The organism is Streptomyces poriferorum (assembly GCF_019399235.1).
GTDB classification, from domain to species: domain Bacteria; phylum Actinomycetota; class Actinomycetes; order Streptomycetales; family Streptomycetaceae; genus Streptomyces; species Streptomyces poriferorum.
On the sequence record NZ_JAELVH010000081.1, the window covers coordinates 1 to 19023 of the forward strand.

The window sequence follows — 19023 nt, forward strand, 5'->3', positions numbered from 1 at the left end:
TCGCTCCCCTGTCCCCCTCCGGAGGCCCCGTTGACCGCCGCAACTCCCCGGCCGCCCGCCCGGCCGACGTGACCGTTCTCGGACGCGGGGCGGGACCTGCCGCCCAGGCCCGGGCCGCATACGGCGCGTTGAGCGCCCGGCTCACGGACCCGCACAACGCCCTGCTCACCGAGTTCGTCACCGTCGCCGCGCTCGACGCCCACCAGGAACTCGCGGCGGTCCGCGCCGCGCACTTCCCGGACGCGGCCGACTCCGCGCGCACCGTGGTGGTGGAGTCCCTCCCCGATCCCGACGCGCTGCTGGCGGTACGGGCGGGGTACCGCACCGCCGCCGGGGACGGCACCGTGCGCCTCCCCACCGTGCTGCCCGTCGACGACCACGGCGACGTCGCCCATCCGGACGACTTCCCCACCCAGTACGCGTACTGCCTGCGCAAGGCCGGACGGCTGCTGAAGAGCGCTGGACTGAGCCTCGACCACGCCGTGACGACGTTCGACTACACCACCCCCGCCACCCGCCGCGCCTATCCGTCCTGCTCCGGACCGCGCCGCGAACTGCTGGGCGGCGCCGGGGTGTTCCCGGGAGCCGGGGGCATCCTGATGAGCCGGCTGCACGCACCGGGCATCCTGGTGGCGCTCGACGTCACCGCGTCCCGGCACCCGCTGAGCTCCGTCAATCCCGGCTGGGGCCGCTACGACACACTCACCTACAGCCCCGGTGTGCTGGCCGGCCGCACCCTGTACATGTCGGGGTTCGCCGCGCTCGACATGGAGACCCAGCAGGCACTGCACCAGGGCGACGTGGTGGCGCAGACCGAGACGGTGCTGCGCGCCGTCCTGGAGGTGGTCGCGGCGGCCGGCGGCGGTCCGGAGCACCTGGTCTCCGTGGAGGAGTACCTCTGCCCGCCCGCCGTCGCGGACCGGGCCGCCGTCACCGCCGCCCGTACGCGGATCCTGGGGGCCGCGTCCCGGCCCGCCGTCACCTCCGTCGGCTGCGCCACCCTGCTGCGGCGTGAGTTCCTCACCGAGTTGTTCCCCACAGCTGTCCTGCCCGCTCCCGCAGAGGAAGGTACGAGGTGACCACACCCAAACTGCTCACCGAGGAACTGCGCGCCCAACTGACCGGACGCACCGCCGTCTACACCGCCCCCGAGGTCCTGGGGCGGGCCGCGATCCGCTACTTCGCGCTCGCCACCGGAAACGCCGACCCGCTCCACCTGGACCCCGACTACGCGCGCGCCCACGGCCACCCCGACGTGATCGCCCCGCCCACCCTGGTGTGCGAGACCAACCAGTACGCGGGCCTGCCCCCGGACGAGGACGGCTACCCGGGGCACACCTGGGGCATCTCCCTGCCCGGCACCCGGACCGTGCGTGGCGGCAACTCCTACACGTTCCACCGGCCGGTGGGGCCGGACGACCTGATCACCGCCACCTGGACGCTCACCTCCGTCACGGAGCGCACCACCGGCGACGGTCTGCCGATGCTCGTGGTGCGCTCGCACTGCGCCTACACGTCCGGCGACGAACTGCTGGCGGAGAACGAGGAGACCGTGCTGTACATCGCCCTCGCCCCGGCCGACGACGTGCCCGCCGCGGACGAGGGGAGCAGCCGATGACGGGCCCGCAGCTGATGCCCGGTGCCGTGGTCCCACCGTTGCGGCGCGACTTCCCGCTGTCCCGGATGGTCGCCTACGCGGGCGCCACCTGGGACTGGCACCGTCTGCACTACGACACCGAGTACGTGACGGCCCGCGGGCTGCCCGCACCGGTCGTCGACGGCCAGGTCCTGGGCGCTCTCCTGGCGGAACAGCTGCAGCGCTGGCTGGGACCGCAGTGTGTGCTGCGCACCCTGCACTTCCGGTTCGCACAGCCGGTGTTCTCCGGGGAGAGCGTGGTGTGCACCGGCCGGGTCACGGCGGTCGGCGACGACGGCCTCGTGACCGTCGAGCAGCGCGTCGAGGTCGCGGGGCCGAGAGCCCGCACGGCTGTGGCGACCGCCGGGGCGACGCTGACGCTCACCCCGCCGCCGGCCTCTCCGGTCGGCGGCGGCCCCTCGTGACAGCCGCGATCGTCGGGGCGGCCACGTCCGATCTGGGCGTGACCGGTCTGCCCGCCCTCGCCCTGCTCGCCCAGGGCGTCACCCGGGCACTGGCCGATGCCGGCCTCGCCCTGTCCGACGTGGACGGTCTGGCCACGGCCGGCACGGGCCGGTTCGCCGCCACTCAGGCCGCCGACTACCTCGGCATCCGGCCCGCCTGGACCGACTCCACGTTCGCGGGCGGCAGCGCCTTCGAGATGTACGTGGCGCGGGCCGCGCAGGCGCTGGCGTCCGGGCAGTGCCGCACCGTCGTCATCGCGTACGGCTCCGACCAGCGCTCGGCCCGCCGCCGTTCGCTGACCGGGCCCTACGACGCGGCGTCGCCGGAGGCTCAGTTCGAGGCGCCGGCCGGCCCGCTCTTCCCCGCCTCGCACTACGCGCTGGCCGCCCGGCGCTATCTGCATGTGCACGGCCTCGGCCGACGGGTGCTGGCCGAGGTGGCCGTGGCCGCCCGCGCGTGGGCCCTGCTCAACCCCGAGGCGTACCGACACACGGCCGGACCCCTGACGGTGGAGCAGGTGCTGGCCGCGCCGATGCTGTCCAGTCCGCTCACCACCGCCGACTGCTGCCTGGTCACCGACGGCGGCGGCGCCCTGGTCCTCACGACCGCCGAACGGGCCCGCGACCTGCCGCGTCCCGGCGTGCTGGTACTGGGCTACGGCGAGGCTACCTCCCACGCCGGGTCGGCCGGCCCCGCCGACCTCCTGGACACCGGCGCGCGGGCCGCCGCGGACCGGGCCTGGGCCGCTTCCGGCCTCGGCCCGCACGACATGGACGTCGTCCAGGTGTACGACTCCTTCACCATCACGACGCTGCTGTCGCTGGAAGCCCTCGGTCTCTGCCCGCCGGGCGGCGCCGGCGCGCTCGTCGCCGACGGGCGCATCGGCCCCGGCGGCGAGCTGCCGCTCAACACCTCGGGCGGCGGGCTGTCGTACGGGCATCCCGGCATGTTCGGACTGTTCCTGCTGATCGAGGCGGTACGGCAGTTGCGCGGGGAGTGCGGGGCCCGCCAGGTCCCGGGGGCTCGGACCGCTGTGGCACACGGAACCGGGGGAATCCTCTCGACCCACGCCACCGTGGTGCTCGCCCGGCAGGACACGCGATGAGTGGCACGACAGGGGCATCCTCCCTGCCCGGTCCTCCGCCCGCCCCCGCCGACGCCGTCACCGAGGCGTTCTGGCAGGCGACGCGGGAGGGGACGCTCAGCGTCCAGCACTGCCCGGCGTGCGGCGGCCACCAGCATCCGCCGCGGGTGCTGTGTGTGCACTGCGGCGGCATCGACGGCCTGCGCCAGGTGCCGGTGCGCGGTGCGGCGGTGCTGGACTCGTTCACGACCGTGCACCGCGCGCCGGACGGCCGCGCGGTGCCGTACACCGTGGGCCGGGTGCGGCTCGCCGCGGGGCCGGTGCTGCTGGTGCCGGTGCTCGGCGACCCCGACTCGTTCCGCTGCGACCAGCCCGTACGCCTCGTCTGGCTGTCCCTGCCCGACGGCCGGCGCCAGCCCGCCTTCACCCCGGCGCCCGACGCGCCCCCCGACGAACCGGAGCCGTGAACCGTGGACTTCGCCCTCAGCCCCGAGCAGGAACTGTTCCGCCGCACGCTGCGCGACTTCGTCACCCGGGAGATCGAGCCGGTCGCCACCGAATGGGAGGAGTCCGGCCGGCATCCCGCCGAGATCATCGAAACCATGCGCACGATGGGCCTGTTCGGGCTCACCGTGCCGGAGGTCCACGGCGGTCTGGAGGTCGATATGGTCTCCTTCGCGCTGGTCTTCGAGGAGATCTCCCGGGGCTGGATGGGCATCGCCGGCATCCTCGGCTCGCACTCGCTGGCCTGCCTGCTGATCGCCCGGAACGGCACCGAGGAGCAGCGCACGCGCTGGCTGCCCCGGATGGCGACCGGTGAGTGCCGCAGCGGGATCGCCCTGACGGAACCCGACGCCGGCACCGATCTTCAGGGCATCCGGACCACCGCCCGCCTCGAAGGCGGTCACTACGTGGTGAACGGCGCCAAGACCTGGATCACCAACGCCCGCCACGCCGGTGTGCTGCCCGTGCTGGTGAAGACGGACCCGCAGGCCCGGCCCGCTCACCGGGGCATGAGCATCCTGCTGGTGGACACGGCGACCGAGGGGTTCACCGTCACCCGTGACCTGCCCAAGCTGGGATACAAGGGCACCGAGACGTGCGAACTGCTGCTGGAGGACCTGCGGGTGCCGGCGGACTGCCTGCTCGGCGGGGTCGAGGGACGGGGCATGCAGCAGGCACTGTCCGCGCTGGAGACCGGCCGGATCAACGTGGCGGCGCGTTCGGTGGGCATCGCCCAGGCGGCACTGGACGCGGCGCTGTCGTACACGGCGGGACGGCACGCGTTCGGCAGCCCGATCCATGACTTCCAGGCCGTGCAGTTGCGGCTGGCCGATATCGCCACGCGGCTCCAGGCGTCGCGGCTTCTCGTGTACTGGGCGGCGTCCCGGGCGGACGGCGGGGAGCGGGTGGACACCGAGTCGGGGATGGCGAAGCTGTTCGCATCCGAGACGGCGATCACGGCGGCGCTGGACGCCATGCGGCTGCACGGGGGATACGGCTACTCGAAGGAGTTCGTGGTGGAACGGCTTTACCGGGACGCGGCGTTGATGAGCATCGGGGAAGGCACCAACGACATCCTGCGCACCGTGATCGCCCGCCGGCTGACCTCCGGCGCGACCAGGATCGGGTGACCCCGTGGCCCGTTCCTATCTCTATGTGCCGGCCGACCGGCCGGGGATGCTGGCCCGCGCCCTGGAGCGCGGCGCGGACGCGGTGATCGTCGATCTGGAGGACGCCGTCGCCCCGGACGCCAAGGACGCGGCGCGAAAGGCCGCCGCCGACTGGCTCGCCGGGATCTCGCCCGGGGGGCCGACCGAGGTGTGGGTCCGGGTCAACCCCGGTCCGACGGGGCTCGCGGACGCCGCCGCCGTCGTCTCACCCGCCCTGCACGGCCTGTGCCTCGCGAAGTGCGAGAGCCCGGCCGATGCGGCGGCCGTGGACGGGGTTGTGAGCGGGCGGGAGGCCGCGCTGGGTCTCGCGCCGGGGTCCGTCGCGCTGTCGCCGCTACTGGAGTCGGCCGGGGCGGTGCTGGCGGCGCCCGCGCTCGCGGCCTGCTCCAGGGTGGCGCACCTCCAGGCGGGCGAGGCAGATCTGAGGGCCGAGATCGGCATGGAACCCGGCCCGGACGAGCGTGAGTTGCTGCCGATCCGGGTCTCGCTCGTACTGGCCTGCGCGGCCGCCCGGGTGGGCCCTCCGGTCGGCCCGGTGAGCACCGACTACCGCGACACCGAGGCGCTGCGCAGGTCCACCACGGCGCTGCGCGCCCTCGGCTACCGGTCCCGGGCCTGCATCCATCCGGCGCAGATCCCGGTGGTGCACGAGGTGTTCACTCCGTCCGAGGCCGAACTCGGCGCCGCACGCGCCCTCGTGGACCGGTTCGACACCGCGCTGCGCGCCGGCCGGCCCGTCATCGTCGGCGCGGACGGCCGCATGATCGACGAGGCCGTGGTGCGCGCGGCCCGCCGCACCCTGGCGGCGGGCCGCTGAAGTGGCCGGCCCGGGGCTCGGACGCCTCCGGGTCAGCCCCGCGACGGCTCCGGAACCTCGGGCGGATCCGGAACCTCCGGCCGGCATCCGTCGACGAGCTCTCGGGCACACCCCTTGCCCGCTCCCGGCAACACACGTACGTAGGCGGCCAGTTGCTGCGCCCGCCCGGCCCCGAGTACCGGCTCGGCGCCCAGCCGGTACTTGGTCTCCAGCTCCTCCGGGGTGAGCGGGGCGGCCGGGCCTCCGCGCGAACCTGGCACCCGGTGCTCCCAGCGTGTGCCGTCCTGGGTGGTGACCCGCAGGACGGCACTGAAGGCGTGCGGGAACTCGTCGTCGCATACGGCGTCCCGGACGACCTCGACGCGCGCGGCGAGCGCCCGGCGCCGCGGGTCCTCGAACGCGCCGGGGCTGAAGTCGGCGAGGTGCAGGCCCAGTCCGGAGTTCTCACCGGCGAGCAGGGCAGCCGCGACGGTGTACGGGCCGGAGAACTTGGCGTGGTAAGGGGTGCGGGGGCGGACCTTCTCCTCGCGCGGTTCGCCGATGGTGCGGCGGGGCGCGCCGGCGACGCCGAGTTCGGCGGTGGCGATGGTGTCCGGGTCCAGGCCGCGGGCCCGCAGGGCGAGGGCGCAGTCGATGCCGGGATGGGTGAAGTGGTTGGACGGGTAGGGCTTGTAGACGGTGCGCAGGTACTGCCAGTTGGCGGTGTCGTGCATCGCGTCGAGGCCCTCGGTGAGGGGTTCGGCGTGCCACTGGTCACCGAGGAAGGCAGTGAGGAAGCCGAAGCGCCCCTCGATGACGGTGGGCGGGCCGGTGACACCTTCGGCGGCGAGCTGTGCGGCGGTGACGCCGCAGTGGGCCGCCCAGCCGCAGTGCACGCGCTTGACGCTGCCGCCCGTCCGGTTCGCCTCGATCACCCCGGCCCCCATGGAGCAGGCGATGCCGATGGCATCGGCGATGCCCTCGGCCGAGAGGCCGAGCAGCACGGCGGAGGCCACGGCGGCCCCGACGGTCCCGCAGATCGAGGTGGCGTGCAGCCCGCGTTCGAAGAACACCGAGTTGCGCAGCGCCGGATCGTAGGACGCCATGCCGAGCCGTACGCAGATCTCGCCGCCGGCCGCGAGCGCGGCGGTGAGGGCGGCGCCGTCCGCTCCCTCTGCCTCGGCGACGGCCAGGGCCGCGGGCAGTACGGCGGCCGTGGGGTGCAGGACGGAGGGCAGATGCGTGTCGTCGAAGTCGAGGGCGTGTGCGAGTGTCCCGTTGACCAGTGCGGCCCGGTCGGCCGGGAACCGGTCGCCGGTACCGATGACGCCGGCCTCGGGGTGTCCGCCGGACCGCCGGGCGGTGCGCAGAGCGGCCCGGTGAGGTGCCGCTTCGTCCCTCTCGCCGGTGTCCGGGCCGAGGGCGGCGAGGCAGTTGCCCAGGAAGTCGAGGATGCGACCGGTGGCGTCGGCGGTGACCTCCTCGGGCACACCGTCCCGGCAGCCGGCGGCGAACGCGGCCAGTCGGGCGGCCAGGCCGGGGGGTGCGGCCGGTGCGCTGGTGGCGTTCACTCGGCAGCGTCCTCGGGGAGCAGGGCGAGCGGGCGGGCGGGGGCGCCGGTCGCTCCGACGAACGGCAGCGGGGCGAGGACGAGCAGGAACTCGGCGGCTCCCGTGGCGGCGAGCGCGTCGAGCCGCATCGTCTCCACGATGTTGATCCCGGACTCCACCAGCAGCGTGCGGTGCACCGGCAGCGTGGCGTGACCCCGGCCGGGCGCGATGTGCTCGAACGCGATGGTCTCGCCGCCGACGAGGGCGGGGCGGCGGGCGGCCAGCCACTCCCCCGCCGCTGCGCCGGGCCCGGGGGCACCGCCGGTCTGGCCGGTGAAGACCGCCGTGTCCGCCCAGTGCCGCGACCAGCCGGTGCCGATCAGGACGGCCTCGCCGGCGGCGACGGTGACGCCCGCGGCGCTTTCGGCGGCGGCGAGGTCGTCCGGGGTGATCTCGTACCCGGCGGGCAGCACGGGCACCCCGTGCAGCCGGGCGACGTCCAGCAGGACGCACCGGCCGACGTACGGGGTGAATTCGTCGATACCGAGGCGGGCGAAGCCTTCGTGGCTCTGCTGCTCGGCGGCCGCGAGCCCCCCGTACAGCAGTCCGTCGTGGGAGACATGGGCGAGCGCGTCGACATGGGTGCCTACGTGTCCGCCGGTGATGACGATCTCGTTGGCCGCCGAACCGCCGTCCTCACGCACCATGTCGCCGTGGCGGCGCTCCAGCAGGAGGCGGAATGGCGGGTGGTTGGGCGACTGGGGCATGCCGCGCCGCATCGGCTGCGCGAGGTCGACGACGCGCGCTCCTGCGAGGGCGTGCCAGAGCGGTGTGGGCAGGACGCCGGGGGCGCCGGACATGGAGTTCCCTTCATCGGGCTTCTCGGTGGGTGCGCCGGCGGGGGCCGTATGCGCGGGTGGCTTGGCGAGGTGATGTCATCCGGAGCCGCTCATCCGGAGCCGCTCACTCGGAGCCGCTCATACGGCTCCCTCGTCGATGAGCACCTTGAGTTCGTCGGCCGTCAGGCCCAGCCGTCCGCCGTACACGGCTTCGTTGTCGGCGCCGTGCGGGCGTCCGGTCCAGCGGATCGAGCCAGGGGTGGCGGAGAGCCGGAAGAGGACGTTCTGCATGCGCAGCGGGCCGAGTTCGGGGTCCTGAACGGTGGTGATGGAGTCCAGCGCCCGGTACTGCGGGTCGGCGAACACGTCACGGATGTCGTAGACCGGGCAGACCGCCGCTTCGGCCTCGGTGAAGGCGGCCATGACGTCGTCCAGGTCACGCGCGGCGATCCAGCTCCCGACGTGGGCGTCGAGAAGGTCGGCGTGGGCGGCTCGGCCGGAACCGCCGGCGAACCAGGGTTCGTCGATGACCTCGGGGTGGCCGACGAGGCGCAGTACCCGTTCGGCGATGGACTGCGCGGAGGTGGAGACGGCCACCCAGCGGTCGTCACGGGTGCGGTAGGTGTTGCGCGGGGCGTTGTTGGCGGATCGGTTGCCCGTGCGGGTCGGTACGGTGCCGAGCTGGTCGTACGCGGATGCCTGGGGGCCCAGCAGCGTCAGCAGCGGTTCGATGATGGCGAGGTCGACGACCTGCCCCTGGCCGCCCTGGAGCGTCCGGTGCAGCAGCGCCGTCTGGACGGCTGACGCGGCGACCAGGGCGGCGATGCCGTCGGCCAGGCCGAACGGAGGCAGGGTGGGCGGGCCGCCGGGTTCCCCGGTCACGGCGGCGAAGCCGCTCATCGACTCGGCGAGGGTGCCGAAGCCGGGCCGGCGCGCGTACGGACCGAACTGGCCGAAGCCTGTGACCCGGGCGATCACGAGGCCGGGGTTGACCTCGTGCAGCCGCTCGGGGGCGAGGCCCCACCGCTCCAGCGTGCCGGGGCGGAAGTTCTCGATCAGGACGTCCGCATGCTCGACGAGGCGCAGCAGGAGTGCGGCGCCCGCCGGCCGGGAGAGGTCGAGGGTGGCGGTGTGCTTGTTGCGGCCGAGCATCTTCCACCACAGACCGGTGCCGTTGCGGGCGGGGCCGTGGGTGCGGGCAGGGTCGGGGCGCCGTGGGTGTTCGATCTTGATGACGTCGGCCCCGTAGTCGCCCAGGAGGGTGGCGGCGAGCGGTCCGGCGAACAAGGTGGCGCAGTCGAGCACGGTCAGTCCGGCGAGCGGACCCGGAGGGGGCACGGGGCCGGCTCCGGAAGGGATGCGGGACGGCACAGCGGCTCACACCTTTTCAGTCAAGCCTGTTTCTCCTTGCGGAACAGCGTTACCAAAAGCTAGCATGCGGCACGCTCGCACAGAAGAGAAACGATGTTTCCCCCAGGGGATCCGGGACCGGAAGGCGGCAGAGGACTTGGCACGCTACGACCTGCTCGTGAAGAACGGCACGCTGGTCCAGCCATGGACCGGCGAGATCCGCGCCGACCTCGCGGTCCGGGACGGGGTGGTGGCCGCGATCGGCGACGACCTCCCCGCATCGGACGCCGAGGAAGTGCTGGACGCACAGGGCAAGATGGTGTTCCCGGGCGCCGTGGACGCCCACTTCCACCTAGGCATCTACCGGCAGCTGGGCGTCGACGCCGCGGAGGAGACACGCTCCTCGCTGGTCGGCGGCGTCACCAGCGTGCTGTCGTACTTCCGTACCGGGGAGCACTACCTCAACCGGACCGGGCCGTACGCTGACATCCTGCCCGAGGTCCTCAAGGCGGTGGAGGGCCGGGCGCACACGGACTACGGCTTCCACCTCGCCCCCATGGACACCGCCCAGACGGGCGAGATCCCGGCGCTGGTGGCCGACGCAGGGGTGAGCTCTTTCAAGTACTACATGTTCTACAAGGGGTTCAACCTCTCCGCCGACTCCCGCGACGCCCGCGGCTTCCGGATGACCGGTGAGGGAGAGGAGTACGACCTCGGCCACCTCTACCAGCTGATGGAGGCGGTCGCGGCGGCCGACGCCGCCCGTCCGGACGGCCGGGTCTCGCTCTCGCTCCACTGCGAACAGGCCGAGCTCATGCGGCTGTTCATCGACCGGGTCCGCGCGGCGGGCGATCCGCAGACGCTGCGCGCCTACAGTGAGGCCCGTCCGCCACTCACCGAGCGCGTGGCCATCGGGGAGGCGGCCACACTCGCCCACGCCACCGGCTGCCCGGTCAACCTGCTGCACCTGTCCAGCGGGGAGGCACTCGACGCGGCACGTGCGGCCCGCGCCGCCGCACCCGGAGCGGACATCCGGGCGGAGGTGACCCTCCATCATCTGTGCCTGGACCACGAGAGTCTGGATGCGGCCGGCGCCGGTCTCGGCGGCAAGGTGAATCCGCCGATCCGTACGCCCGCGGACAACGAGGCGCTGTGGGCGGGTGTCGCGGACGGCACGGTCGACTGGGTGGCCTCCGACCACGCGTGCTGCATGGAGGAGAGCAAGGGCGACGCACTGTGGCCCGCCCTGCCGGGGTTCGGCGGGACCGCCCTGCTCTATCCCCTGCTGCTGTCGGAGGGTTACCACCGGCGGGGAGTGCCGCTGCGCCGGATAGCCGAGCTGGCCTCGGCCTCACCGGCCGCCGCCTACGGCCTGACCGGCCGCAAGGGCTCGTTGATGGTGGGGCACGACGCGGACCTGGTCGTCGTGGACCTGGACGCCGAGCACACCGTCACACCGGAGCTGTTGCTGTCCGGCCAGGACCACTGCCCCTTCGATGGGCGCACCGTGCGCGGCTGGCCGGCCGCGACGGTGCTGCGCGGGCAGATCGCCTACCGCGACGGCGAGGTCACCGGGGCGCCGCAGGGCCGGTACCTCTCCCGCTGACCCGGCGGACCGACACGGCCGACGCCCCTGTTCGGACCGGCACAACAGCCGGTCCGAACAGGGGCGTTCGCCGTGCGGGACGTACCACCTCCGGCGGGGCCGGCCGCGTCACCGCGATCCGCCCCGCCGGAGGGTCCGTCACATGCCGTCGCGGGTCCACTCACCCCGGGAACGGGAACGCAGCGGCATGGTGGAGGGCTGCGGTGCCTGGTGGGGCTCGTAGTTCTCCGCCTCACCGCCCCAGTTGATCCACTCCTCGGTGGTGTACCAGTTGATGAGTTCACCGTCCGAGCGGATGATCCAGGTGGTGTCCTCCTCCGCGACGAAGTGACCGTGTTTGACGAACGGCGGGCGGAAACAGTAGGTGCCCGGGTCGATGTCGCCGAAGTTGTAGGTCATCCGCCCGGCGAGTGTGTAGAACTCCTCGTAGCAGGGGTGGTGGGCCAGGCGGTGATCCGTCCAGCCCTTGGGAGCGAGGATCAGCCGGGTGTAGAAGCCGGTCTTCTCGTCACGGTGCAGCAGCTTGATGAACAGCGGCGAGATCGGCCCCACGGTCGGGGCGGCCACCCACTCCATGTCCTCCGGGTCCCGCACGGTGACCTCACCGTCGGCCTCCACCGCACGCTCACCGTCCAGGGCGAAGTCGGCGGGGCCGTACTCGCGCCAGTGCAGCACCCGGCTGCCCGCGTCGATCGACACGGCATCCATCGGCACCCCGGTGGGCACCTGGACGTACCCTCCCGGCCCCAGCGGTGTGTCGCCGTAGGTCAGCCGGCCCGACACGACGAAGAACTCGGTGTCGGCGGCGGGCACACCCGCTCCGCGTGACCAGTCGGTGTCGAACTCGAGGGAGAGCGCGCTGGAGCCGTCCTCCTCGTCGGTGCTGAGCCGCCGCTCGCGCACCTCGCCCGCACCTCCCGGCAATTCGGCCACGTGCCATACGTAGTCGTCCTCATGGATGAGTTCCACATGCGGGCGCACCGCGCCACCGCCTTTCGCTTCTCATGCCGTACTGGGATCTTGTTGCGGCCGCAACGGGGCTGCCCCGTCACGGAGTTCGCGTTTGAGCACTTTGCCCGCCGAGTTGCGCGGGAGCCGGTCCACGGCCTCCAGCCGACGCGGCAGCTTGTATCCGGCCAGCCGGGGACGCAGGAAGTCCGCGAGGTCCTCGACGGCGGCCGGGACGGCGCCGGGCGCCCACACCACGAAGGCCGTGACCCGTTCGCCCCACACCTGGTCGGCCGTTCCCGCCACCGCGCACTCGGCCACGGCCGGGTGGTGCAGGAGCGCCTCCTCCACCTCGCGCGGGTAGACGTTGAGGCCGCCGGAGACGATCAGGTCCTTCTTGCGGTCGACGATGGTCACGTACCCCTCGTCGTCCATGGTGGCGACGTCGCCCACCGACAGCGCGCCGTCCGGGGCGGTACAGGCGGCGGTCGCCTCGGGGTCGTCGAGGTACCCGGCCATCAGGAAGGGGGAGTTGCTGAACAGTTCGCCGGGCTCGCCGGGCGCCACGGCGCGGCCTTCGTCGTCGACCACGCGGACCTCGGTCAGATACCAGGCCCGACCGACCGAACCGGCCTTGCGGCGGGCGTCCACCGGACGCAGGTCGGTGACCACGCCACCCTCGGTCGATCCGTACAGTTCATGCACCCCGCAGAGCGGAAACGCGTCCAGCACCCACTCCTTCAACTGGACCGGCAGAGCGGCGGCGTTGAAGTACAGCGTGTCCAGGGCGTCGAGACGGTGCCGGGCGGGTGCGTCCTCGCCCAGCGCCCGGAGGGTCTGCGCATGCGTCGGCACGAGGAACACGGACTGGACCCGGTGCTCCTCGGCCAGGGAGAGCATGCGGGCGGGGTCCCAGCGGGGCAGCATCACGACGGTGCCACCGGTCAGGACCGGCGCGAAGCCGAACATGAACCCCGCCCCATGGCTCATCGGGGCGACCGCCAGGCTCGTCCGGCCGGCCCCCAGCCCCCACTCGTGCGCCGAGAGCAGCGCGGTCAGTGCCCGGCCCCGATGGGTGAGCAGCGCGCCCTTGGGACGGCCGGTGGTCCCGGAGGTGTACTGGATACAGAAGACGTCTTCGCCGCCGACCCGCACCAGCGGGTCACGGTCGGGTGCGGTGGCGAGCGCCTCCTCGTACGCACGCCCGGGGCCGGGCGCGCCCACAGTGAGCACCAGGGCGATCCGGTCGGCACTCGCCGAAAGGGCGTCGAGCATTTCCTCGGCCCGCTCGCCCTGGACGATCAGGGCGCGCGCCCCGCTGTGCCCGACGATCCAGGCAACCTCGGGGCCGGTCTGACGGATACCCAGGGGCACCATCGGCAGTCCGGCCTTGGCCAGGGCGGCGGCCACCTCGGGGTACTCCAGGCGGTTACCCAGCAGGACCGCGACCGGATCGCCCGGTACCAGGCCGGCACCGAGCAGCGCCTGGGCGAGCCGGTTCGACCGCGCGTGGACCGCGGCGAAGGTCAGAGTGCGTTCCCCGTCGACGACCGCGGTCCGGCCGGCGGAGTCGAGGGCGCGATCGCGCACGCCGTCCGCCATCGTGACGGTGACACCGCCGGCCATGATCCGCCGGACCGGGTCGGGCAAGGATGGTGCATCAGGCATGACGACGTCCTCCGCGGGCCCAGCGGTGATCGGAGATGAGCACCTCTCTTGTCTACTGCCACGGTTCCACCTACGTCAACATAGTTTCCCTGATGGAAACACGCTGCGCATGCACCGTACGACCCTGCGGCACAGGGCCGACGCAGCGGTCAACAGCCCTTCGGTACTGGCGCGTCGACGTTCCGTACGCCACAGTGGAACACTGTTTCCTTTTGGAGGTGTGTCGGGTGCGCTATGTCGTGATCGGCTGCGGCAATGTCGGCGGGGGCGTCGCGCGGCTGCTGCGCGCGGACGGGCACGAGGTGGTGGGCACCACCACCTCCGAGGAGCGACGGGCCGAGGTGGCCGAGGTGTGCGGTGCGGCGGTGGTGCTCTCCGGCCGGGACACCGAGGCGATCCGGCGGGTCGCCGAGGGGGCGGACGGGCTGGTCCTCACGGTCAGTCCCCGGCTGCGACGGGCCCTGGACCCGGCCGCCCGGGCAGCTGAGTACGCCGACGCGCTGGTGGCGACCGCATGGGCGGCCGCGACGGCCCACCCCCGGGTGGTGATGGCCGGATCGGTCTCCGTCTACGGCGACGCCGCCGGCCCGGTCGTCGACGAGAACACGGCGCCGACCACGAGCGAGGACGCATCCCCGCGGAGTTTCCTGGCGGCCGAGGCCGCCGTGCTGGCGCTGCCCGGTGGCGCGGTCGTACGGCTCCCCGACGTCACCGGGCATCCCGGAGACCTGGACGACACCGCGCGGGTGAGACTTGCCCACGAACACCTCGGTGGCACCGTCCCGTTCGCGGCCGGAGCCCTGCGCCACCGCATCGACCACCAGGACGCCGCGGGCGCGCTCGCCTTCGTCCTCACCGAGCAACTGAGCGGCCTCTACAACGCCGTGCCCGACACCACGGTGCCGCCCACCAACGCCGAGTCCTTCGGCAAGGTGTGCGCGGCCGCCGGCCTTCCCCCGCTCACCTTCGGGGAGCAGATCCGCACTCCGGCGCACCCGATCTCCTCGGCACTGCTGCGCCGAACCGGGTTCACGTTCCAGCACTCGTGAGACCACCGCCGGCGGCCGGACCCCGCCGGGGCTCAAGCCGTCGGCCCCGGGGTGGCGGGCCGGCCCGCCAGCGCACGTCCGAGAATGCGGCCGAAGGCCATGGCGGGAGTGAGACACATCCCGGAACAGAAGGAGTTGCCGTTGACCGCCGCCGACCCGATGACCTCGCCCACCGCGTAGAGCCCCAACAGCGCACGACCGTCCTCACGGAGCACCCGCAGGCGGGTGTCGACGTCCAGTCCCGCGAAGGTGATGACGGTGACCGGCCGGTTCTCCACCGCGTAGAACGGCGGCTCCACCAGAGGCGCGGGCAGGTGGGTCCGGCCGAATTCCGGGTCACGCCCGGCTGCGACGAAACCGTTGTAGCGGGCCACCTGCCAGGCCAGGCCGCCCGGTGCGATGCCGGCCAGGCGGGCGAGGCCGGGGACATCCGGCGCACGGTGCAGGCCGGGGCGCCGGCCGCAGACCGCGTCGAACTCCTCCGGGGTCCAGCCGTGCACCATGGGCCGAGACGTACGCAGCGCCCGGGCATCGAAGACCGTCCAGAAGGTCATCCGGTCCAGACGGGCCAGGGCGCGCTCCTTGCGGTCGATGGACGGATCGTCCTCCGCGGTCCAGCGCCGACCGTGCACATCCACGTACACCTCCCACGGCGGCCGTTCGGGGGCGACGAGCTGAGGGCGGTGCACCCAGTCCACGCGGAGCGTTCCGGGCTCGGGCGGCAGGCCGCCGAAGGTCGGCAGGTACTTCCCCCGGCCCTGGATACCGGCCCCCCACCGAGCGGCCCAGACGGATTCCGTCGCCGGTCGCGGTCGGCGCCGCCGACGTGGTCAGCGGAGCGTTGTCCAACTCGGCGAAGAGTTCGGGGTCATGGCCGAATCCTCCCGTCGCGAGGACGACGGCCGGCGCGCCGAAGATCCGGCCGCCCTCGGTCCGCACCCCGGCCACCCGGCCGTCCGGGTCAGCACAGAGCTCCGCCGCCCGGGCCCCGCAGAGGAGCCGGACGGCCCCGGAGGCGAGGTGCGGGGCGAGCAGCCGCCGCAGCACCGTCAACAGGGCCAGCCCACCTGGTACTTCGAGCGCGTGAACCGTGCGCGGGACGAGGTACTGCTCGTGTCCGTGGACGATGCGCGGCGTCGTCGGGTCGACGGCGAAACCCGCGTCGAGCAGCCACTCCAGCACGGACGGCTGCTCCGCGAGCGACAGCCGGGTCAGGTCCTCGCGCCCGGTTCCGCCACTGATCCTGGCGATGTCCTGCCAGTGCCGCTCGGGATCGTCCTCGATACCCCGCGCACGCTGGAGCGAGAAGCCACCGGCCGAGAGATGACCGCCCGACCACGGCAGGGCCCCGCCGATGTCGGCGGTCTTCTCCAGGAGTACGACGTGCGATCCGCCCTCGGCCGCCGCGATCGCACACGCGATCCCACCGGGGCCCGCACCGACCACCACGATGTCCGCTTCCCTGCCCACAGACAACCTCTCCCCGCTATCGGACCGGCGGCCGGCCAACCGAGAAGCGTTCCGCTCCAGGAGACACCGTTTCCGACCGGAGCGGATCGGTCAAGATGCCGACGAGAAGACGACGGACGCGGACGCGTGGCGACCGTCGGCCGGGCCACAACCCGCGGTGGATAGTGACGTCATGGCACCCGCTGCGGACGGCCCCTGACCGAGCGTGGACGCGGCACGGACACCGGCACTGATCGCCGCGGACCTCGCGCCTTCTGCCTGCTGCTGAAGGTGGTCAACTCGCAGGCGTACGGCCCCGATGTGGTCGAGCTGGTATCTGACGTGACCCGCGCCGCACAGGCCCCCGCACCGGCGCCCACGCCGCGGACCTCCCACCGCGCCTCGGGCTGAGGACCAGGGAGCCGGCGGCAGGGCGGAGCCCTGGTCCTTCCCGGGTCAGCCGCGCGGCGTCTGCGCGAGGAAAGCGGCCAGACTCTCCAGCAGCCGGTCGGCGTCCTCCTCGCTGTTGTACGGGGCCAGGCCGATCCGCAGCCCTCCCGCGTCACCCAGCCCCAGGTGGCGCGAGGCCTCCAGGGCGTAGAACGAGCCTGCCGGTGCGTCGACCCCGCGCTCCGCCAGGAACCGTGACGCGTCCGCCGCCGACCTCCCCGGGAAGGTCACAAGCAGCGTCGGGGTGCGCCGGACCGCGCGCGAGTGCACGACGATGCCGTCGAGAGCGGACAGGCCCTTCTCGATACGGTCCCGCAGGGCGTCCTCGTGGGCCTCGATCTCCTCGAAGGCCGCGGCCAGCCGCTCCGGGCGGGTGCCGTCGACTCCCGGTGCGAGCGAGGCGAGGAAGTCCACCGCGGCCCGGGCCGCGGCCAGGAACTCGTACGGCAGGGTGCCCAGCTCCAGCCGCTCCGGAACCGCGTCGGTCGACGGCAGCAGTTTGTCGGGCCGCAGGGTCTCCAGCAGTTCGGGGCGGCTCGCCAGCACGCCCATGTGCGGGCCGAGGAACTTGTACGGGGAGCAGACGAGGAAGTCGGCGCCGATCGTGTCCAGGCGGACGGAGCCGTGGGCCGCCAGGTGCACGGCGTCCACGTGCAGCAGCGCGCCCGCCCGGTGGACGAGCTCCGCGATCGCGGGCAGGTCGGGGCGGGTGCCGATGAGGTTGGACGCCCCGGTGACCGCGACCAGGCGGGTGCGCGCGGACAGTACCTCGGCGAACCGGGCGGGCGGCAGCTCCCCGCTGTCCGGCTCGAAGTCGACCCACCGGACCGTCGCGCCGACGGCCTCCGCCGCCTGTACCCAGGGGCGGATGTTGGCGTCGTGGTCGAGACGGCTGACCACCACCTCGTCCCCCGGCCCCCAGTCCTTGGCCAGGGTCCGCGCCAGGTCGTACGTGAGCTGGGTGGAACTGCGTCCGAACACGATGCCGCGCGGCTGTGCCCCGACCAGGTCCGCGAGCGCCGCCCGCGCCCCGGCCACGATCGCCTCCGCGTTCCGCTCGCCCTCGTTCTGCGTGCCCCGTACGGCGAGCGGACGGGACAGTGCCTCCACGACCGCGTCGATCACCGGCTGCGGGGTCTGGGTGCCACCGGGCGCGTCGAAACGGGCCGACCCCGCCGACAGGGCCGGAATCTGCGCGCGGAGTGCGGGGACATCGAGGGGCATGCGGTTCTCCTGGACATGAGCGGGGCGGGACCGGACCTCGACGGCCCAGGGGCGGCTCGCGGCAGCGGCTTCCGGGATTGATCCTGCCTTGTGTGTGTACGGGACACGCGCCCGGGTCGGCTACGCGTTGCGCGAGATCCCCGGGGGACGGCGACCCCGCACACGGCGAGCCCGGGAGAGTCCTGATCGGGCGTCCACCTCACGGGCGGGTCGCGTCCGCGCCGTACCCTCGCTTCGCATCGGTGGGGCTCATGAGCCGGTGGTTCGACCGATCACGCCCGGATCCACCGCCTCAGCGCCTCGACCGTGTTCTCCGGCGCCGTGTTGAAGCACAGCCGGATACCGGGCGCCGCCTCGGTGAGGACGTTGAGCAGTCGCTCGAACAGCAGGGTGTTCTCCGGCATCATGCGTACGCCACCGCCGACCATCGCCAACCCGAACGCATGCCGGCCCAGATACTCCCGGACGGTCGCCTCGGCGTGGTCCGCGGAGGTGTCGATCAGACACGCGACCACATCGAACCCCGACTCGCGCAGCGCCGCGTTCCCGGCCTCGACCCGGGCGGTGAACGCCGCCTCGTCGATGCCCTCGGGCATCCGGCTGTAGTCGAGCGCGCGCGGATGCACCCCGATGGACAGGACCTTCGTGTCTTTCGGCAGCGGCGCTGACGTCGTCGGCCGGCCCATGGGCGATGCCCTCCCTGTTCGCGTCACGTGATCTGCCCGGTCTACCACGGAAGCCGGACGGAGACCCCGCTCCGCCGGAAATCCCCGCCGGCACACCGGAGATGACGACCCCGGCCGCCGTTGGTGGCGGGCCGGCCGCTTTCCTCCGGGCTGTCAGCGCCGGACCGCTTCACGCCGCGGTCTTCAGGTCCGTGCGGGCAGGCCGGGTGGGGAAGGCACACGGGCGGCTGTCGAGCGGCGGCCCGGAACGTCGCGCCCCTGCCGGCCCGACCGTGGCTGAGAACGTAAACATACGAGCACGTACCACCCTGTCGATCCCGAGCCGGCGCGGCACGTCCAGCGACAGCGCGTCAATACGTGTGCATTCCTGTTAACTCTCGAAAAGTCGGGGGAGGCGCTCCCTCTCGATGGTCCGCGCACGCCGAAGTGGGCGTGACCTGGAACGTATGGACGCGTAGCATCATGGTTGCGTAAACACGTTCCAGATCCGAGTGGCGGTCGGTCTTCTGCCGCGCCACGCAGCGCGGCCGCCCCCGGCAGGGTGCCGCAG

At 73.1% G+C, this 19023-nt stretch carries 17 protein-coding genes and 1 pseudogene; 9 read left to right on the top strand and 9 right to left on the bottom strand.

The window, feature by feature from the left end; all coding sequences use genetic code 11:
- From JGS39_RS16395 to JGS39_RS16425, 7 genes are all read left to right on the top strand, one after another.
- On the top strand, positions 1–1079 hold a 1079-nt coding region (locus tag JGS39_RS16395; protein ID WP_219569837.1), incomplete at its 5' end, for a RidA family protein.
- Complete coding sequence (locus JGS39_RS16400) at positions 1076–1618, top strand: FAS1-like dehydratase domain-containing protein (protein WP_219569838.1); 543 nt, start codon at positions 1076–1078, stop codon at positions 1616–1618. The genes JGS39_RS16395 and JGS39_RS16400, both read left to right, overlap by 4 nt.
- Positions 1615–2061 carry a MaoC/PaaZ C-terminal domain-containing protein gene (locus JGS39_RS16405; protein WP_219569839.1) on the top strand — a complete coding sequence of 149 codons (447 nt, stop codon included), beginning with the start codon at positions 1615–1617 and terminating at the stop codon, positions 2059–2061. The genes JGS39_RS16400 and JGS39_RS16405 overlap by 4 nt, the downstream gene beginning before the upstream one ends.
- Positions 2058–3206, top strand: a complete 1149-nt coding sequence (locus tag JGS39_RS16410) for an acetyl-CoA acetyltransferase (RefSeq protein ID WP_308120455.1) — start codon at positions 2058–2060, stop codon at positions 3204–3206. Before JGS39_RS16405 ends, JGS39_RS16410 begins: the two co-directional genes overlap by 4 nt.
- Positions 3203–3652: a Zn-ribbon domain-containing OB-fold protein gene (locus JGS39_RS16415; protein ID WP_219569840.1), complete on the top strand. Its 450-nt coding sequence runs from the start codon at positions 3203–3205 to the stop codon at positions 3650–3652. Before JGS39_RS16410 ends, JGS39_RS16415 begins: the two co-directional genes overlap by 4 nt.
- 3 nt (positions 3653–3655) lie before the next feature.
- Positions 3656–4819, top strand: a complete 1164-nt coding sequence (locus JGS39_RS16420; protein WP_219569841.1) for an acyl-CoA dehydrogenase family protein — start codon at positions 3656–3658, stop codon at positions 4817–4819.
- Between the two features lie 4 nt (positions 4820–4823).
- Positions 4824–5675 (top strand): HpcH/HpaI aldolase/citrate lyase family protein, encoded by an 852-nt coding sequence (locus JGS39_RS16425; RefSeq protein WP_308120457.1) that lies wholly within the window; start codon positions 4824–4826, stop codon positions 5673–5675.
- Positions 5676–5707: 32 nt separating this feature from the next.
- Here the strand turns inward: JGS39_RS16425 and JGS39_RS16430 are convergent, their stop codons facing one another.
- The 3 genes from JGS39_RS16430 to JGS39_RS16440 all read right to left on the bottom strand — a co-directional run bounded on the left by JGS39_RS16430 (position 5708) and on the right by JGS39_RS16440 (position 9402).
- Complete coding sequence (locus JGS39_RS16430) at positions 5708–7225, bottom strand: MmgE/PrpD family protein (protein ID WP_219569842.1); 1518 nt, start codon at positions 7223–7225, stop codon at positions 5708–5710.
- Positions 7222–8064 carry a cyclase family protein gene (locus tag JGS39_RS16435; RefSeq protein WP_219569843.1) on the bottom strand — a complete coding sequence of 281 codons (843 nt, stop codon included), beginning with the start codon at positions 8062–8064 and terminating at the stop codon, positions 7222–7224. Before JGS39_RS16435 ends, JGS39_RS16430 begins: the two co-directional genes overlap by 4 nt.
- A gap of 117 nt (positions 8065–8181) precedes the next feature.
- On the bottom strand, positions 8182–9402 hold the full coding sequence (locus JGS39_RS16440) for a CaiB/BaiF CoA transferase family protein (protein WP_219569867.1): 1221 nt from the start codon (positions 9400–9402) through the stop codon (positions 8182–8184).
- A gap of 148 nt (positions 9403–9550) precedes the next feature.
- Here JGS39_RS16440 and JGS39_RS16445 point away from each other — a divergent pair, with 148 nt between their 5' ends.
- A complete protein-coding gene (locus JGS39_RS16445) occupies positions 9551–10999 on the top strand; it encodes a dihydroorotase (RefSeq protein WP_236062760.1) in 1449 nt (482 codons plus the stop codon).
- A gap of 138 nt (positions 11000–11137) precedes the next feature.
- Here the strand turns inward: JGS39_RS16445 and JGS39_RS16450 are convergent, their stop codons facing one another.
- Together JGS39_RS16450 and JGS39_RS16455 are read right to left on the bottom strand one after the other, a co-directional pair.
- A complete protein-coding gene (locus JGS39_RS16450; protein ID WP_219569845.1) occupies positions 11138–11980 on the bottom strand; it encodes a DUF4437 domain-containing protein in 843 nt (280 codons plus the stop codon).
- 21 nt (positions 11981–12001) lie between these two features.
- A complete protein-coding gene (locus tag JGS39_RS16455; RefSeq protein ID WP_219569846.1) occupies positions 12002–13615 on the bottom strand; it encodes a class I adenylate-forming enzyme family protein in 1614 nt (537 codons plus the stop codon).
- A 227-nt stretch (positions 13616–13842) separates the two neighbouring features.
- On the opposite strand from JGS39_RS16455, the gene JGS39_RS16460 reads away from it, so the two are divergent.
- Positions 13843–14664 carry an NAD-binding protein gene (locus JGS39_RS16460; protein WP_219569847.1) on the top strand — a complete coding sequence of 274 codons (822 nt, stop codon included), beginning with the start codon at positions 13843–13845 and terminating at the stop codon, positions 14662–14664.
- 32 nt (positions 14665–14696) lie between these two features.
- Here the strand turns inward: JGS39_RS16460 and JGS39_RS40905 are convergent, their stop codons facing one another.
- The 4 genes and pseudogenes from JGS39_RS40905 to JGS39_RS16475 form a co-directional block, all read right to left on the bottom strand.
- Positions 14697–15362 (bottom strand): FAD-binding protein, encoded by a 666-nt coding sequence (locus JGS39_RS40905; protein ID WP_308120459.1) that lies wholly within the window; start codon positions 15360–15362, stop codon positions 14697–14699.
- Between the two features lie 76 nt (positions 15363–15438).
- Positions 15439–16134: pseudogene (locus JGS39_RS41915) on the bottom strand (FAD-dependent oxidoreductase); the annotation flags it as partial.
- A gap of 435 nt (positions 16135–16569) precedes the next feature.
- Positions 16570–17787 (bottom strand): cysteine desulfurase-like protein, encoded by a 1218-nt coding sequence (locus JGS39_RS16470; protein WP_219569849.1) that lies wholly within the window; start codon positions 17785–17787, stop codon positions 16570–16572.
- A 272-nt stretch (positions 17788–18059) separates the two neighbouring features.
- Complete coding sequence (locus JGS39_RS16475; protein WP_219569850.1) at positions 18060–18473, bottom strand: hypothetical protein; 414 nt, start codon at positions 18471–18473, stop codon at positions 18060–18062.
- Between the last annotated feature and the right edge of the window lie 550 nt (positions 18474–19023).

Bases quoted from the DNA above. Each gene is read 5' to 3' on its own strand.
- JGS39_RS16405 (WP_219569839.1), top strand. From the start codon at position 1,615: ATGACGGGCCCGCAGCTGATGCCCGGTGCCGTGGTCCCACCGTTGCGG.
- JGS39_RS16415 (WP_219569840.1), top strand. From the start codon at position 3,203: ATGAGTGGCACGACAGGGGCATCCTCCCTGCCCGGTCCTCCGCCCGCC.
- JGS39_RS16435 (WP_219569843.1), bottom strand. From the start codon at position 8,064: ATGTCCGGCGCCCCCGGCGTCCTGCCCACACCGCTCTGGCACGCCCTC.
- JGS39_RS16455 (WP_219569846.1), bottom strand. From the start codon at position 13,615: ATGCCTGATGCACCATCCTTGCCCGACCCGGTCCGGCGGATCATGGCC.
- JGS39_RS16470 (WP_219569849.1), bottom strand. From the start codon at position 17,787: ATGCCCCTCGATGTCCCCGCACTCCGCGCGCAGATTCCGGCCCTGTCG.
- JGS39_RS16475 (WP_219569850.1), bottom strand. From the start codon at position 18,473: ATGGGCCGGCCGACGACGTCAGCGCCGCTGCCGAAAGACACGAAGGTC.